12 protein-coding genes are annotated in these 15,090 nt (G+C 71.6%); 8 read left to right on the forward strand and 4 right to left on the reverse strand.

Annotated elements, in window-relative coordinates; all coding sequences use genetic code 11:
* Positions 1–29 precede the first annotated feature (29 nt).
* Positions 30–2,432: a CocE/NonD family hydrolase gene (locus ABFY20_RS06375; RefSeq protein ID WP_368499103.1), complete on the reverse strand. Its 2,403-nt coding sequence runs from the start codon at positions 2,430–2,432 to the stop codon at positions 30–32.
* A gap of 261 nt (positions 2,433–2,693) precedes the next feature.
* Here ABFY20_RS06375 and ABFY20_RS06380 point away from each other — a divergent pair, with 261 nt between their 5' ends.
* The 4 genes from ABFY20_RS06380 to aroQ are packed head-to-tail and all read left to right on the forward strand — an operon-like array spanning position 2,694 to position 6,175.
* The gene (locus ABFY20_RS06380) at positions 2,694–3,722 is read left to right on the forward strand and encodes an alpha/beta hydrolase (RefSeq protein ID WP_368499104.1); all 1,029 of its coding nucleotides are present in this window, start codon (positions 2,694–2,696) and stop codon (positions 3,720–3,722) included.
* A gap of 50 nt (positions 3,723–3,772) precedes the next feature.
* A complete protein-coding gene (locus ABFY20_RS06385; RefSeq protein ID WP_368499105.1) occupies positions 3,773–4,792 on the forward strand; it encodes a hypothetical protein in 1,020 nt (339 codons plus the stop codon).
* 24 nt (positions 4,793–4,816) lie between these two features.
* A complete protein-coding gene (locus ABFY20_RS06390) occupies positions 4,817–5,497 on the forward strand; it encodes an NUDIX domain-containing protein (protein ID WP_368499106.1) in 681 nt (226 codons plus the stop codon).
* A 21-nt stretch (positions 5,498–5,518) separates the two neighbouring features.
* A complete protein-coding gene (gene aroQ, locus ABFY20_RS06395) occupies positions 5,519–6,175 on the forward strand; it encodes a gamma subclass chorismate mutase AroQ (RefSeq protein WP_368499107.1) in 657 nt (218 codons plus the stop codon).
* Between the two features lie 104 nt (positions 6,176–6,279).
* Here the strand turns inward: aroQ and ABFY20_RS06400 are convergent, their stop codons facing one another.
* The gene (locus tag ABFY20_RS06400; protein ID WP_368499108.1) at positions 6,280–7,725 is read right to left on the reverse strand and encodes an amidohydrolase family protein; all 1,446 of its coding nucleotides are present in this window, start codon (positions 7,723–7,725) and stop codon (positions 6,280–6,282) included.
* A gap of 172 nt (positions 7,726–7,897) precedes the next feature.
* Between ABFY20_RS06400 and ABFY20_RS06405 the strand changes: the two genes are divergently transcribed.
* The 3 genes from ABFY20_RS06405 to ABFY20_RS06415 all read left to right on the forward strand — a co-directional run bounded on the left by ABFY20_RS06405 (position 7,898) and on the right by ABFY20_RS06415 (position 11,008).
* On the forward strand, positions 7,898–8,605 hold the full coding sequence (locus tag ABFY20_RS06405; RefSeq protein WP_368499109.1) for an SDR family NAD(P)-dependent oxidoreductase: 708 nt from the start codon (positions 7,898–7,900) through the stop codon (positions 8,603–8,605).
* A gap of 61 nt (positions 8,606–8,666) precedes the next feature.
* Positions 8,667–9,947, forward strand: a complete 1,281-nt coding sequence (locus ABFY20_RS06410) for an acyl-CoA dehydrogenase family protein (RefSeq protein ID WP_368499110.1) — start codon at positions 8,667–8,669, stop codon at positions 9,945–9,947.
* Positions 9,944–11,008, forward strand: a complete 1,065-nt coding sequence (locus ABFY20_RS06415) for an alpha/beta fold hydrolase (RefSeq protein ID WP_368499111.1) — start codon at positions 9,944–9,946, stop codon at positions 11,006–11,008. Before ABFY20_RS06410 ends, ABFY20_RS06415 begins: the two co-directional genes overlap by 4 nt.
* An 81-nt stretch (positions 11,009–11,089) precedes the next feature.
* Here ABFY20_RS06415 and ABFY20_RS06420 read toward each other — a convergent pair whose 3' ends face one another.
* Positions 11,090–12,319 carry a hypothetical protein gene (locus ABFY20_RS06420; protein WP_368499112.1) on the reverse strand — a complete coding sequence of 410 codons (1,230 nt, stop codon included), beginning with the start codon at positions 12,317–12,319 and terminating at the stop codon, positions 11,090–11,092.
* Positions 12,320–12,452: 133 nt separating this feature from the next.
* Here ABFY20_RS06420 and ABFY20_RS06425 point away from each other — a divergent pair, with 133 nt between their 5' ends.
* Positions 12,453–12,911: a MarR family transcriptional regulator gene (locus tag ABFY20_RS06425; protein WP_171705418.1), complete on the forward strand. Its 459-nt coding sequence runs from the start codon at positions 12,453–12,455 to the stop codon at positions 12,909–12,911.
* Positions 12,912–13,015: 104 nt separating this feature from the next.
* On the opposite strand, the gene ABFY20_RS06430 is transcribed toward ABFY20_RS06425, so the two are convergent.
* Positions 13,016–15,043 carry a cell wall-binding repeat-containing protein gene (locus tag ABFY20_RS06430; RefSeq protein ID WP_368499113.1) on the reverse strand — a complete coding sequence of 676 codons (2,028 nt, stop codon included), beginning with the start codon at positions 15,041–15,043 and terminating at the stop codon, positions 13,016–13,018.
* Positions 15,044–15,090: the final 47 nt, after the last annotated feature.

Here is a 15,090-nt window from a genome sequence, read left to right on the forward strand (position 1 = left end):
TGCCAAACCGCACTCGACCGGACGGGGTCTCAGCTGCGCGGCGCACGCCGGCGCAGCAGGACGAGGGCCGCGCCGAGGAGGGAGGCGAGCACCGCCACCGAGGCACCGGCACCGAAGGCGCCGAAAGGCGCTCCGGTCGCCGCGAGCGACCCGCCCGACCCGGCACCCGGCTCGCCGGGAGCCGGCGCGGGCGTCGTGGTGGGTGCGGGCGCCGGGGTCGCCGTCGGCGTGGGCACGACCGCTGCCGTCACCTCGAGGTCGAGCGACGAGACGCTGCCGTCCTCCGCCGTGGCGGTCAGCGTCAGGATGCCCGGCTCCAGACCGGCGGGTACGGTGACGGATGCGCGGAACGCGCCCTGCGCATCCGCCACCGCGCCGTCGACCTCACCCGCGACCCAGGAGAGCCCCACCGGTGCACCGGGGTCGTACCCCGCACCGACGATCTCGACGGTGCCGCCGGCGACGACCGACGCGGCACTCGTGCCGATCGACCCGGTCGAGGCCGAGAGCGTGAACGAGGGCGCGGTGACGGGCAGAGGGTCGTCCCAGGTGAAGCGCTTGATGTACTCGTCGAGGAAGGGGGCACGGTCGCCCTCGGTGGGGACGTCGGTGGCGGTGGGTTCGACGTCGACATCGAGTGTCGCCCGAGTGACGACCACCTCGGCGTTGCTCGGCGTGGGGCTCCAGTAGCCCCAGTCGATGGTGTCGTAGCTGACGGCGAGGGTGTGACCGGCGAGGAGCGTCCAGTCCATGCCGAGCAGCGTGAAACGGGTGGCCCCGTCGGTGGAGAGCTTCGCGACGTTCTGGTTGATCGTGACCGCTGTGCGGTCGGGCGCGACGTCCCACAGCTGCACCGCGACGTTGCCGGTGCCCTCGGTGCGCAGCTCGATCGAGGGGGTTCCGGTGAGGCGCACGTCGGTGCGCAGCGCCTGCGACTCGGTGATGACGCCGAGCTTCTGGTCGTTCGTCGCCGGGGCGTCGTCGATGCCGCCGCCGGCATCCGCTCCGTCGGCACGGGTACCGGGCGCGCCGGGGCTGTCGCCCGCGGCCAGTGCCGCCGTCTGCACGAGCGGGTTCGGGTTGGTCGGGTCGGGTTCGTCGTCGACGACGGTGCCCCGGCCGGTGTCGAGATAGGAGCCCGGCCGCAGCTCGATCGCGACCGACTTCGGGGTCGTGCCCCACGCATCCTGCACTCTCCAGTGCCCGAAGTTGTCCTGCACGAAGAAGCGCGACAGGATGCTGTCGCTGTGCTGTACGAGGTGCCGGTCGTAGAAGTCCATCACCTCGTCGAACCATCCGGCCCTCCCCATCTGGAGACGGCCCTCTGCGTCCTTCTCGTTGCCGCGCACGTGGTCCCACGGGCCGAGCCAGCCGCGCTGCTCGCCACCGTGGTTCGTGAGGAACTCCTGCATGCTCTCGGGCTTGGTGTTCTGCTCGGTGAGCCCCTGCGTGAACAGGAGGGGAACCGTCGAGCCGTTCACGTTCGCGGGGAAGTCACGGATGCTCCAGAACTCACCGGAACGGTCGGTCGCCTTCGTGCCGGCGAGCACGGTCTCGGCGCACTCGGGGTGCGTTTTCTCGTAGGCGGCTGCCGTCAGGTAGGTGTCGGTGTCGGGTGCGATGTCGTACCCGTCCTGCTGGTAGGCGCGGTCGACGCCGGGGAGGTTCGCGATGCCGAGGTACGACTGGGGGCTGAGGATCTGCTGCGGGCGGGGGACGTCGTTCGTGACGAGATAGTCGTAGGCGCTCCAGCTGGGCTCCTGGGCCACGACGGCCTCGAGGCCCTCGGGCTGCCGGTCGATGCCGACGAGGCCCGTGGAGGCGTCGTACGACTTGCCGTAGAGGCCGACGGCGCCGGTCGACCAGGGTTGGCTCGCCGCCCACTCCACCGCCGCCACAACATCGCCCTGCTCGCCCGGGCCCTGCCAGTCGATGCAGCCGGTGCTGCCGCCGAAGCCGCGCAGGTCGACGTAGACGAAGGTATAGCCCTTCGCCGGCAGCCCGGCACCCACGATGAGGTCGGTGAAGCGCGCGGAGGGGCCGGTGTGCTCGGGGTGGGTGTCTTCGTTCATGCCCGAGTGCGAGAAGTACGGGCCGACCGACATGATGACCGGGGTGCGGGCGTCGAGGGCGAGGCCCTCGGGGCGCAGCACGTCGGCGTGCAGGGTGACGGCGTCTCCGTTCGAGGAGGCGACGGGGGAGGGGAAGTAGTGCTCCGTCCAGGCCGTGCCCTCGGGCACGGAGGGGTTCTGGGCGTGGGTGGTGCCGCGGGAGAGGGCGGATGCCGCCTCGGACAGGGTGACGGCGGATGCGGCAGGCGCGGGCGCAGGTGCCGGGTTCGTCCCCTCCGCGAACGCCGGGCCGGCGGTGAGCATCACCGCGCCCAGGGCGATCGCCGTACCCAGTGTCGCCGCGCGTCGGATCGCGTTCATGTGTCCCCCAGTCCCCGGCCGCGGGCATCGTCGCCCTCGGCTCCGTCTTCGTCGTCGAGCCGACACTATCGGTGCGGGCGCAGGGGAGTGGGGCATTCGTGAGTTTCTACCGGTTCGGCGGGGTGCGACCGGCGCCATCGCGCCAGCTGGCGGGGTGCCGGCCCGGGAAGTCGCGCACCCGGCGGTGGTGCCGCGCGGCGGCGGGCGCGAGGATCGGAGGGAGCCGCAGCGTCGCGGCCCGTTCGACCGAGGGAGTTCGAGATGACCATCGAGACCGACACATCCACCGCATCCGGAGCATCCGCTGCGCCCGGCGGCTCGGCCGGCTCGCACCACCCGGCGCCACCGCCGTTCGACGCCGAGCTGGCCGCCGCGCTGGAGTTCGTGGGGCAGATGATCCCGCCGACCCTGCTTCCCGAGCACATCCCGCTGTTCCGGCAGGGGATGGCCGACCCGACGCTCGACGAGCAGATCGCGGCGGTGGGGGCGGTGCACGAGGAACGCACCATCGCGGGGCACGAGGGCGACGAGATCGTGGTGTCGATCTTCCGGCCCGCGGTGCCCACGGCGGCGGGGCCCGGGATCTACCATCTGCACGGCGGGGGCATGATCATCGGCGACCGTTTCGGGGGCGTGCAGAGCTTTCTGCCCTACGTGGCGAGCCACGGTGCCGTCATCGTGTCGGTCGAGTACCGGCTCGCGCCCGAGTTCCCCGACCCGTACCCGGTGGAGGACTGCTACGCCGGCCTCGTCTGGACGGCCGAGCACGCCGACGAGCTGGGCATCGATCCCTCGCGCCTCGTCGTGGCGGGAGCGAGCGCCGGTGGCGGACTCGCCGCGGGAGTCACGCTGATGGCCCGGGATCGTCGCGGCCCCGGACTGCGGGCGTCGCTTCTCATCTACCCCATGCTCGACGACCGCAACCAGACGGTCTCCTCGCACCAGCTGCAGGGCATCGGCGTGTGGGACCGCACCAGCAACGACACCGGGTGGGACGCCCTGCTCGGCGACCGCCGACACACCGACGCCGTCTCGAGCTACGCCGCGCCGGCGCGCGCCACCGACCTCTCGGGGCTGCCGCCGACCTTCATCGACGTGGGCAGCGCCGAGGTGTTCCGCGACGAGGACGTCGACTACGCCAGCCGCATCTGGCAGGCAGGCGGGGTGTGCGAGCTGCACGTCTGGCCCGGCGGGTTCCACGGCTTCGACGCGCTCGCTCCGCAGGCGCAGCTGTCGATCGCCATGGTCGCCGCCCGCAACGCCTGGCTGACGCGGATGATCGAGGGGTGAGGGCGCGGAGCGTTCGAGCGTAGGGTGGAGGCCTCGACGAAGGAGTGCCGATGAGGGAGCTCGCAGGCAGGCTCGCCGCACTCGACCCGGCGGCGAGCGAGACCCTCAGGGTGATCGCGTACTTCGATCGGCTCGTCGACGGTCGGGTCGGCGCCGAAGGGATGCTCCGCGGGGCCGCGGTGCTGAGCGGCGCGCCGGTCGGGCGACTCACCGCCGGCCGGGCGGAAGGCCGTCGCTTCGGTGCCGACGGGGCTGCCCTCGCCGACGGCGGCCCGGGCGACTGGCCGGGCGTGGCCATCGGCGACGGCGACGTCGTGTGGCTCGAGCGGGCCGGGGAGCCGCACGCGAACGACGCGATGATCCTCGAGCGGCTCGCGATCTCGCTGTCGGTGCTCTCGCAGCGGCTCGACACCGCGGCACCCACGCGGCGCGCCGTCGAGGTGCTGCTGCTCGGCGACTCGACCGAGGCCGCGCGCCAGGAGGCGGCCGACCGCCTCGGGCTGGCGCTTCACGCCGCGGTGCGGGCGGTCGCGGTGCCGGCGGTGATGCGTGTCACCCGGCCGGCGGCACAGGCGGTGGTGGGGAGCCGGTTCGGGGTCGTGCGGGCCGTCATCACCACCCTCGACGACCCCGCCACGGCCGAGCGGGCCGGGGTGGGGGTGCCCGCGCGGACGCCCGAGGAGGTGCGGCAGTCGTGGCGCTCGGCTCTGGTGGCGTTGCGGCTCGCGGAGGAGGAGCGTCCGGTGGTCTGGGCCGAGTCGCTCGGCCCGCTGCTCGGCCTCGCCGAGGCGGAGGATCAGCGTGCCGCCCCGCACCCCGACGTCGCCGCGCTCGACCGCGCGCTCGCCACCCACTGGAGCGAGCCGCTGCTGCGCGATCTCGCCGCGGGGGCGAGCCGCCGTGCGCTGGCGGCGCGGGCCGGGGTGCATCACTCCACGATGGGCGCGCGGGTGCACGAACTGCCGGCCCTGCTCGGCTTCGACCCGCTGACACCTCTCGGCCGCACCCGACTCGACGTCGCGCTGCTGCTGCACCGGCTCGCCTCGACGCGATTCGACGGGGAGGGCTGACGGTGGCGGTTCAGAAGCGCACGTTTGGCGAGAACCGACGCCCTCTACGGCTCGGTCACCCGGAATGGTGTCGTTCTGAACCATCTCGGCCGGGCGGGGAGGGCTGAGGTGCCCGAGCGGAGCGCGGGCATCCTGCCGTATCGCCGGCGTGGGGGCGGCGACGGGGACGGGATCGGTGGGATCGGTGGGATCGGCGTCGAGGTGTTCCTCGGGCACATGGGTGGGCCGTACTGGGCGAAGAAGGATGCGCGCGGCTGGTCGGTGGTGAAGGGGCTCGTCGAGGAGGGGGAGTCTGAGCTCGACGCGGCGCTGCGGGAGTTCGAGGAGGAGACCGGGCACCCTCTGCCCGGGGCCGGGGCCGGGGCCGGGGCAAGCGCAGGCGCCGGTTCGGTGGCCGGCGCCGGTTCGGTGGCCGGGGCCGACGCCTGGTCCGGGGCGGGCGCGGGGCTCCAGCGGCTGGGCGAGTTCCGGCAGCCGTCGGGCAAGCGGGTGACGGTGTTCGTCGTCGAGATCGATGAGCTGCCTCCGCTCGAGGGCGGAAGTGTCTTCGAGCTCGAGTGGCCACCGCGCTCGGGCCGGATGCAGAGCTTCCCCGAGATCGACCGCCTCGAGTGGTTCACCCTCGAGGTCGCTGCCGAGAAGCTCGTCGCGGGTCAGCTGCCGGTGCTCGACGCGCTGCGCGAGCACCTGGCCGCGGGCGGATGACGGGGCCGCTAGTCTGACGGCGTGACCGAGACGACACAGCCCACTGCCGCATCCGTTCGCCGTCTGCGCGCAGTCGCGCCCGCGGCGGTGCTCGTGCTGGCGGCGCTCGCGGGCTGCACGCCCACCGGCCCGAGCCCGGCGACGAGTGCGTCGACCCCCGCTCCCACCACCGCCCCGACCCCTACGGCCGACGCCATCCCCTCCGCCGCCTTCGACCCCGTGCTCACGCTCCTCGTCGAGCGCCTCAACGCCGCCCCCGACGTGGCGGCGTCGAAGTTCTTCAGCGGTCAGCCCGTCACCGACGAAGCCCGCGAGCAGGCCGTGCTGCAGGCGGCGGGAGACGCGGCGACCGCGGCGGGGGCCGACCCCGCGTACGTGCGCGACGTCTTCGCCGACCAGATCGCCGCGAGCAAGGCAGTGCAGGAGGCGCTGCTCGCCGAGTGGCGTTCGGGCGAGACACCGGCGCCCACCGAGGCGCCCGACCTGGCCACCCAGGTACGCCCTGTGCTCGACCGCATCACCACCGAACTGGTGCCGGCGCTCGCCGCCGCCGAGGACTACCGCGGAGCGGACGGATGCGGCGCCGCCGTCGGCGAGGCCGTCGCCACCGCCTCGCCCCAGCTGGCCCCCTCGGCGAACGGCGCCCTGGCCATCGCCACCGCGAGCCTCTGCGACTGAGGGCACGGCTGCGGCAGCCGTCAGGGAACGCACCACGGCCCGGTCGCCCCGTCGTGTGACGGGGCCGAACCGGGCCGCGACTGAATCGTGAAGCCGAAGGGCGCCTAGTGGCTGTGCCCCGCGTCCTCCTTGAGGTACTGGTAGGGGTTCGAGAGGATCTCGACCTCGGGGATCTCGGGGTTCATCCCCGCCTTCCAGGTGGCGTCGCCGAGCTCCGACTGCAGGTACGAGACCGTGTCCTCGAGCTTCGCGCGCACGTCGGGCAGGTGCCCGCCGGTCAGCTTGCCGTCGAACTTCACGGCCTCGCCGCCCACCAGCACCGTGTGCACGTCGCCGCGGCCGGCCTGGTACACGACGTGGCCGTAGGGGTTCACGATCGGCGTCATGGTGGGGGAGTCGTCGTTCTTGATGAGCACGATGTCGGCGAGCTTGCCCGCCTCGAGGCTGCCCACCTGGTCGAACTTGCCGAGCGCCTTGGCGCCGCCGCGGGTCGCCCAGTCGACGACGTCCTCCACGCGCAGCATGGCGTGGGTGATGGTCTCGTTCTTCTCGTGCGCGTGCAGGTGCTCGAGCGAACGGTCGGCACCGATGGTGGAGCGCATCGCCGAGAACATGTCGGCGCTGAACCACACGCTGGTGTCGACCGACAGCGAGCCCTGGATGCCGAAGCGGCGGAGCGCGTGCGCGGGCGGGTAGCCCTGGCCGCAGGTCTGCTCGCTCTCGGTCGAGAGCGACACCGTGCCGCCGGTGCCGGCGATCATCTGGTACGACTCGTCGTTCAGGGTGGCGGCGTGCACGTAGACGGTGCCCGGGTCCATCACCTTGTTCTCGTACATACGACGGATGCCGGTGTCGTTCGTCGCACCCCACACACCCGCGTGGGTGGTGACACCCACACCGAGCTCGCGCGCTGCCTCGAAGGCGGCGCGCTCGGGGAATGACTCCTCGGCGGCCGGCACGTCGAAGGCGAGCTGTGCGCCGAACAGACGCGAGTCGTCGCGGGCGCGCTCGACCAGGCGGCGCACCTCGGGGTCTTGCGTCCACTCCCACGGGGCGGCGGCGAGGTTGCCGTAGGCGAGCACGAACCGGCCGGGCGAGGAGGCGAGCGCCTCGAGGGCCGCCTCGCCGTGCTCGGGGGTGCGGAGGCCGTGCGACCAGTCCACGCTCGTGGTGACGCCCGACTCCACGGCGTCGAGCGCCGAGATGAGGTTGCCCGCCGCGACGTCCTGCGGGCGGAACTTCATGCCGTGCTCGAGGTAGTACCAGACGAAGTACTGGGTGAGGGTCCAGTCTGCGCCGTAGCCGCGCATGGCGGTCTGCCACATGTGGCGGTGCGTGTCGATCATGCCGGGCATGAGGATGCCTCCGGACGCGTCGATCTCGAAGGCGCCCTCCGGCGCGCTGAGGTCGACGCCCACCTCGGCGATCTTCCCGTCGACGACGAGAACGTCGCCCTTCGGGATCACCGTGTGCGCGTCGTCCATCGTCAAGACGATGCCGTTGCGGAACACGATGGGCTGGCCGGGTTGCGGCTTCAGGGTGTCGGACATTGTGGTCGCTCATCCTCCTTGACTTGCGTTTCACTCGTGCGCTCAGATTAAGCGGCGCTTCACACATTGTCCAGTATTACTGGCTGTATTGTCGGACAATGTCGAGGCCAGAAATGGTTATACTATCTAAAACCACCGGGCGTGAAGATGCGCCGAGAAGGGCTGGGAAGCAGTGAGCGAAAAGACCATCGTCGTCGTCGGAGGCACCTCCGGTATCGGCTTGGAGATCGCCAAGGACAGCATCGAGCGCGGAGACCGTGTCGTCATCACGGGCCGCGACCAGGCGCGCACCGAGGAGATCGCCGCCTCGCTCGGCCCGGCGGCCTCAGGCGTCGCCCTCGACATCTCGGAACCCCGCACCATCGCCGGCCAGCTCGAGTCGATCGGCCAGGTGCACGGGCTGGTGCTCGCCGCGATTGAGCGCGACGCGAACACCATCCGCGACTACGACATCGAGCGGGCCATCCGACTGGTGACCCTCAAGCTCGTCGGCTACGCCGAGACCGTGCACGCTCTGCTCGACCGGCTCGACCCGAGCGTCGACACCGGCATCGTGCTGTTCGGCGGCCGCGCGAAAGACCTCCCGTACCCGGGCTCAACCACCGTCTCGTCGATCAACGGCGGCGTGACCGGCCTCATCAACACCCTCGCCCTCGAGCTCGCGCCCATCCGCGTGAACGCCCTCCACCCGGGCATCATCGGCGACAGCCCGTTCTGGGCGAACAAGCCCGAGGGCGTTCTCGACGGCTACGAGAGCCGCACCCCGGGCGGGAAGCTCGCCACCATGGCCGACGTCGTCGACGCGACGCAGTTCCTGCTGCGCAACCGCGGCGTCTCGGCCGTGAACCTCTACGTCGACCGTGGTTGGTCGATCACCTGACCCGACACCCCCCTCCCGGGTGCCCCTTGCAACAACCTCTCAACGACGAAAGGAACGCACGATGACTTCGACCCAGGTGGCCGGTGTTGCCCCCGCGCCGTCGCCGGCGCACAGCCACGACGAATTGCTGGCCCTCGATCCGCAGGCTCTCGAGGAGAGACTGGTCTCCGCCGCCCGCGGGATGCGGGACGAGATCATCTCCTACTCGGCCGAGGGGCAGCGCATCACCCACATCCCCGAGGCGCTTCACCACCGCTTCGAGGAGGAGGGTTTCTACCTGATGTACATCCCTCGCGCCCACGGCGGCCTCGAGGTGCCCCCGGTGACGTTCTTCAAGGTCGTGCAGGAGATCGCTCGGGCCGACATGGGCATCGGCTGGAGCTTCTGCCTGTCGGCGAACCACGCGCTGATGTTCGCCAACTGGTTCCCGGCGGAGATCCACGAAGAGGTGTACGACGGCGGCAACTTCCGCGCCGCGTCGATGTACGCGCCGACCGTGAAGGCGACCCCGGTCGACGGCGGCTACCAGCTCGACGGGGTGGTCAACTACTGCTCGGGCATCCCGTGGTCGACCTACTTCCTCGGCCAGTGCATGCTGCCGGGCAAGGCTGAGAACGGCGGCCCGCGGGTGGGCCTCTACATCGCGCCGAAGGAGACCTTCGAGATCCTCGACGACTGGGGCACCACCATCGGTCTCAACTCCTCTGGCTCGAACAGCATCCGCTTCGACGGCACCTTCCTGCCCGAGCGCTTCATGGTCGAGGACGCCAACCTCATCGACTACGGCTTCGACGGCGACAGCCCCGGATCGGCCGCCTACGGCAACTCGATGTACTCGGCGCGCCACATGAGCTCGTTCGGCCTGGCGCTCGCGGTGCTCACCCTCGGCGGCGCGTACGCGGCGCTCGACGAGTACGAGTCGCTCATGACCACCCGCAAGACGACGATCCCGCCCTTCGTCTCCCGCAGTCAAGACCCCGACTTCCTGCGCTACTTCGGCGGCGCCATCGCGAAGCTCGCCACCGCGGAGGCCGCCACCTACAAGGCGCTCGAGATGTGGCAGGACGCCGCGCGCGACAACGTCGCGGGCGTCGCCCCGTTCAGCGACCGCACCGACGCGTTGCTCGGCGCCATCGGGCGCGAGGTCATCATCCAGACCTGGGAGGTCGTCGAGCGCGACCTCTACCGCACCATCGGCTCCACCGCGTCGAAGAAGGGCGAGCGCTTCGAGCTCATCTTCCGCGACATGGCTCAAGCTGCCGGTCACCGCAACCCGCAGCTGCGCGACGCGACGTTCCAGATGATCGCGCGCCAGACGCTCGCCGCCGCGGCCGACGCATGAGCGCCGAGACGGCGACCGGCACGGCGACCACGGTGACGGATGCTCCTGCCGCGGCAGGCGTATTCGTCACCCCCGCCGCGCTGCCCACCGAGTTCGAGCGCTACCCGCTGCGCACCACGCGTCGCGGCCACTTCTGGGTGGCGGGCGAGCGGGTGCCCGGCGAGCGCGGCACCGTGCAGCGCGCCCCGCTGTTCGTGGAGTGGGAGGCGCCCGAGGAGATCACGCGCCCCTACCCGCTGGTGCTGGTGCACGGCGGCGGCGGGCAGATCACCGACTGGCGCGGCACCCCCGACGGGCGGCCCGGCTGGGCCGACAAGTTCGTCGACGCCGGCTACCTGGTGTATCTCGTCGACCGGCCGGCGCACGGGCGTTCGTGGGCGCATCCGGATGTGGTGGGTGCTCCCGGTGCCCAGTTCAGCTACGAGATGGCGATGGGCCTGTTCGACACCGACATCCCGGGTCACGACCAGTCGCTGTGGAGCGGCGGCATCGGCGACCCCGGTCTCGACCAGCTCACGGCGGGCATGGGGTTCCTGCTCGCCGACCTCGCCGAGTCGCACCGCATGGACCAGGACCGCATCAGCCGTCTGCTCGACCGCATCGGCCCGGCCGTGCTGGTCACGCACTCGGCTGGCGGCCCGACCGGCTGGCTCGTCGCGGATGCGCGGCCCGAGCTGGTGAAGGCCCACGTGGCGATCGAGCCGATGGGCCCGCCGTTCCACGAGTTCGGCCCCGGCGCTCGCCTCGACTGGGGGCTCGCCGCGGCCCCGCTGCGCTACGAGCCCGAGGTCACCGACCCGGCCGAGCTCGAGGCGTCGCCCGGCTCGCACCGGCTGCCCGCCCTCGACGGGCTGCCCGTGGTGGTGGTGGTGGGGGAGACTTCGCCGTTCACCGCGTGGGCTCCGCTCATGGTGGAGTACGTGAACGCCGCGGGCGGCTCGGCCGAGTTCCTCAACCTCGGCGACGCCGGCGTGCACGGCAACGGCCACGCGATGATGCTCGAGAAGAACTCCGACGCTGCGGTCGTGCCGATCCTCGACTGGATCGCGCGCATCCGGTAACCCTCCGACCTTCGTCGACAACGCGCAAAGTGCCCCTTCACCTCGCGGGAAGGGGCACTTCGCGTTCTCTCGCGGCGCCTCTCACATGGTGAGGGGCTGGCCGAGGAGTACGCGGCCGAGGGAGGCGAGCAGCACGTCGTGCTGGGCGCCGATGTGGGTGCGGTACATGGCGGCGTCGAGGTAGTACTTGCCCATCTGCGTGCCGGCGAGGGCCGCCGAGCTGGTGCCGGCGGTGGTGAAGGCGACGTCGATGGCCTCCTGGGCGAGGCGTGCCGCCTGCACGATCTGGCCGCGCACACGAACGTCTTCGCGCGTCGTGAACTCGGGCCCGCCGTCGACCCAGGCCTGGTTGAGCTCCTCGAACTCGCGCACGGCGGCGAGCAGCAGCGCCGCCGACGCCTCGGCGAGCGACACCACCTTGCCGTACCAGAGCTGGTACTCGGGCGACTGACTGCGCGGCACGCGGGGCGGGAAGCTCGAGCCACGCGCCATGAGGCGCTCGTACTCGTCCATGCAGGCCAGCGCGCAGCCCACCATCGTCTGGGTGAGACCGGCGATGAAGATGGAGGAGGTGCGGCCGAGGTAGAGCGGGTTGCCGTGCAGCTGGTACCCGGGCGTGCCTTCGGCGCCCCACTCGATGTCTTTGAAGTTGAACGGCACGGCGTTGTACGAGGCGACGAAGGCGTTGTCGATCTCGATCGAGTTCGAGCTCGAGGCGTGGAGACCGATGGTGCGGCCCTCGCCCCAGTCGTCGATGATGGTGAAGTCCTCGCGGGGGAGGATGAACATGTACGGCACCTTCGAACCGTCGGGCTGGTCGATGAACGCGACCGGCATGAAATGGGTGCTGAACGTGCATCCGCTGTTGTAGTCCCAGCGACCGGTGAGCCGGTACCCGCCGTCGACCTTCGTGACGCTCGCCTTCTGCGGGAAGGCGCGTGACGCCGAGATGAAGGGCTCGGCGGCGAAGGCCTCCTCCTGGGCGCGCTCGGGGAAGTGCGAGGCGAACTGGTAGGCGTGGCTCGAGCCGAGCTCCCACGACCAGCCCACGCCGGGGTCGCCGCGCGAGATCTCGATCGCGACCCTGAAGTAGGTCTCGAGACCGAGCTCGAGACCGCCGAAGCGCTTCGGGCGAAGGATGTCGTAGAGGCGGCCGGCGATGAAGGCCTGGTGGATCTCCTCGGAGTAGGTGCCGAGCTTCGCGTGCTCGCCCTGCAGTTCGCGCAGGCGCGGGCGGAGGCTCCGCGCGTACTCGACGAGTTCGTCGGCGGTGGGGTTCTTCGTGATCGGGGGGTCGTGCAGGAGTGACATGCGGGGCTTCTCCGATTCGCGTCGTTGCGGTACCGGCTGCTCGCCGGACTCGGTAATTATAGTAACTATAACTATATGTATCGCTCGGCGAGGCTGCAAGCCATCGCGGCGGAGCCGGGGATATGCTCGTCGGATGACCGGCACACCGCCCCGTTCGGAGCTCCTCGGTGAGCTCGGCCAGCGCGTCATCGACTCGTTCCGCTACCTGCAGCGCGAAGTCACCGTGCCGCACGCGGGACTCATCCACATCACGCGCTCCGAGGCCGACATCATGCGCATCATCATGGAGGAGCCGGGCATCACGGTGACCGAGATCGCCCGCGCCTTCGGTCAGCACAAGAGCAACACGAGCGCGCGCATCGCCGCCCTGGTCGAGAAGGGCCTCGCCGAGAAGGCCTCGGCGGCGGGCGACGGCCGCGAGGTGCGGGTGCACCCCACCGACGAGGCGGTGCAGAACCTCGCCGGGTACCGCCGGGTGTGGGCCGAGCATCTCGCCCCGCTCTCCACCGCCGACGACGAGCGCCTCGCCATCGCGGTCGACGTGCTCTCCGAGATCGCCGAGGCCCTCGCCGCGGAGTCGCGCGCCCAGTAGGCGCTCGCCGCGCAGCTCGCTACGGGAGACGACCGGTATGAGAATCACGCCGTGAAGCCTCCGGGGGGCTCTAGCGCGCGATTCTCATACCGTTCGGTAGCTGGTCAGCCGGCGGCGCGGACGGTGGCGATGACCTCGGCGGTGAAGGCGGGGAGGGATGCGGTGTCGCCGGAGGGGGTGCGCACGGAGAACCAGGCGTTGTCGACGAGCACGCTCACCTGCTCGCCCGAGTCGGAGAGGTACGCCTCGCCCGGGTAGCCCGAGACGGGGTGCCAGGTGCCGCCGCCGATGGGCGTGGACCGGGGGAAGTAGCCCGCGCCGCCGGGGAGCACCGTGGCGGAGTACTGGTCGGTGCCGGTCGTCCAGGAGCAGCCGAAGCCGCCGACCTGGGCGTTGCTGCGGAAGGAGGCGAGGGAGTACTCCCACTCAAAGGTGCGGAACTCTCGCACGCCGGGGTCGCCGATGATCTCGCCGAGTCGGCTCTCGGTGATGAGCCCGTCGCACTCGGTGGCACCCGCCAGCGTGGCACCCTCGGGCTGCCACAGCGGCCCCGGTGCGCCCGCGCCCGCGACAGCATCGACCGCGACCCTGAAGGCAGCTCGGGTGGCGGCTAGGGCCTCGTCGCTCACCGCCGCCGCGACGGGTGTGACGATGAGACGCACGCCGTAGCCTCCGACGGTCTCGACCATTCCGCAGGTGGGTGAGCTGGTGTTCCCCACCCGGCAGTACTCGCGGGACAGTTCGCTGAAGCCGGGTATCACGGGTGACCCGCCGAAGAATTCCCCATTCGCCGTCGCGTCGTAGTCGTCGCTCGATACCTCAGGGACGATCGTCAGCGTCGCCGCTGCCGGGAACGACGTCGTCGGCGACGCCGCACCCTCCCACCGGCAGGTCAGCGCACCGGCGCGGTCGTCGGCGAAGTTCAGCGGGTTGACGACGGAGCGTGGACCGTCCTTCTGTTCCACCGTGCCACCCACGAGACGCTCTGCCGTGGCCTGGTCGAGCACCGCGGCGCACGACACGGGCACGCGCACGGGTGCGGTCTGAGGTGCGGGCTCGCACGGGGTGAGCGCCGCGACACCCTCGCCGAGGGTCGCGACTCCGCCGATCAGTGTCACCCGGGTCACACCCTGCTCGCCCAGCGCGGTCAGCGTCGCACGCGGCACGCAGTCGCCGTGCACGGCGTAGAGGGGTGCGGCGAGGTGACCGGCCCAGGCGGAGCCGGCCAGAGCATCCGGGTAGCCGGCGCCCGTGACGAGGAACGCGCTCTCGCTGCTCTCGAACGCCTCGGCGTTGATCGCCGCCGATGCCTCGTAGCGGTCGGCGCCGCCGAGTCGGGCAACGGGCGCGAGGGCGCCGAGCGACTCCTCCACGGCGGGGGAGACGGATGCGGGCCCACCCGCCACGAGAAGACGTTCAGCCCCGAGGCTGGTGAGCACGTCGCGCGTCGCCTCATCGACGGCGGGGGCCAGGCCGTCGAGCAGCACGACCGGCGCCTCGCGCGACCCCGCCGCTGCACCCGCGCTCAACGCGTCGGGGAAGTCACGGCCGGTGGCGAGATAGGCGACCGACGATCCGCCGGCGAACACCGGCGATGCCGCGACCGCGCGCGAGGTGGCGTAGCGATCGGGGCCGACGACCCGGCTGACCTCAGCGGTGATGTCGCGCAGCGACGCGAGCACGCCGTCGGAGACCGACGCGGGCCCGCCCACCGCGACGATACGCTGCACGTCGAGGCGGTCGAGCTCGTCGGCGACCTCGGCCGGCAGCGAGCCCGAACGGGTGAGCAGCAGCGGGCCGCCGGCGACTGCGGCGGCCGGACCGGCCGACAGTGCGTCGGGCGCCGATTCCCCGGTGACGACGTAGGCGACCTCGGCGCCGTCAGGGTAGGCGGCGCGGGAGATCTCGACGGCAGTGGCGTAGCGGTCGGCTCCCGAGATCCGGCCGACGGTCGGCTCGGGCACCTCGGCAGCCGCCGGCGCAGCCGCCCCCGGCACCGCTGCCCCCGGCACCGCTGCCCCCGGCACTGCTGCCATCGGCGCTGCTGCCGTCGGCCCAGACGCTGCCGCCGCCGGCACGGCCAGCGTCACCGCCAGCGCACTCGCCACCACCCACGCCCCGGCTCCCGCCACGACTCGCGTAACCCCTCGACGGCCCATGCTGCCCCCTTGCTCGATGT

It is taken from the genome of Herbiconiux sp. A18JL235 (assembly GCF_040939305.1).
In the GTDB taxonomy this organism is placed as follows: domain Bacteria; phylum Actinomycetota; class Actinomycetes; order Actinomycetales; family Microbacteriaceae; genus Herbiconiux.

Bases quoted from the DNA above. Each gene is read 5' to 3' on its own strand.
- ABFY20_RS06375 (WP_368499103.1), bottom strand. From the start codon at position 2,432: ATGAACGCGATCCGACGCGCGGCGACACTGGGTACGGCGATCGCCCTG.
- ABFY20_RS06380 (WP_368499104.1), top strand. From the start codon at position 2,694: ATGACCATCGAGACCGACACATCCACCGCATCCGGAGCATCCGCTGCG.
- ABFY20_RS06385 (WP_368499105.1), top strand. From the start codon at position 3,773: ATGAGGGAGCTCGCAGGCAGGCTCGCCGCACTCGACCCGGCGGCGAGC.
- ABFY20_RS06400 (WP_368499108.1), bottom strand. From the start codon at position 7,725: ATGTCCGACACCCTGAAGCCGCAACCCGGCCAGCCCATCGTGTTCCGC.
- ABFY20_RS06410 (WP_368499110.1), top strand. From the start codon at position 8,667: ATGACTTCGACCCAGGTGGCCGGTGTTGCCCCCGCGCCGTCGCCGGCG.
- ABFY20_RS06415 (WP_368499111.1), top strand. From the start codon at position 9,944: ATGAGCGCCGAGACGGCGACCGGCACGGCGACCACGGTGACGGATGCT.
- ABFY20_RS06420 (WP_368499112.1), bottom strand. From the start codon at position 12,319: ATGTCACTCCTGCACGACCCCCCGATCACGAAGAACCCCACCGCCGAC.
- ABFY20_RS06425 (WP_171705418.1), top strand. From the start codon at position 12,453: ATGACCGGCACACCGCCCCGTTCGGAGCTCCTCGGTGAGCTCGGCCAG.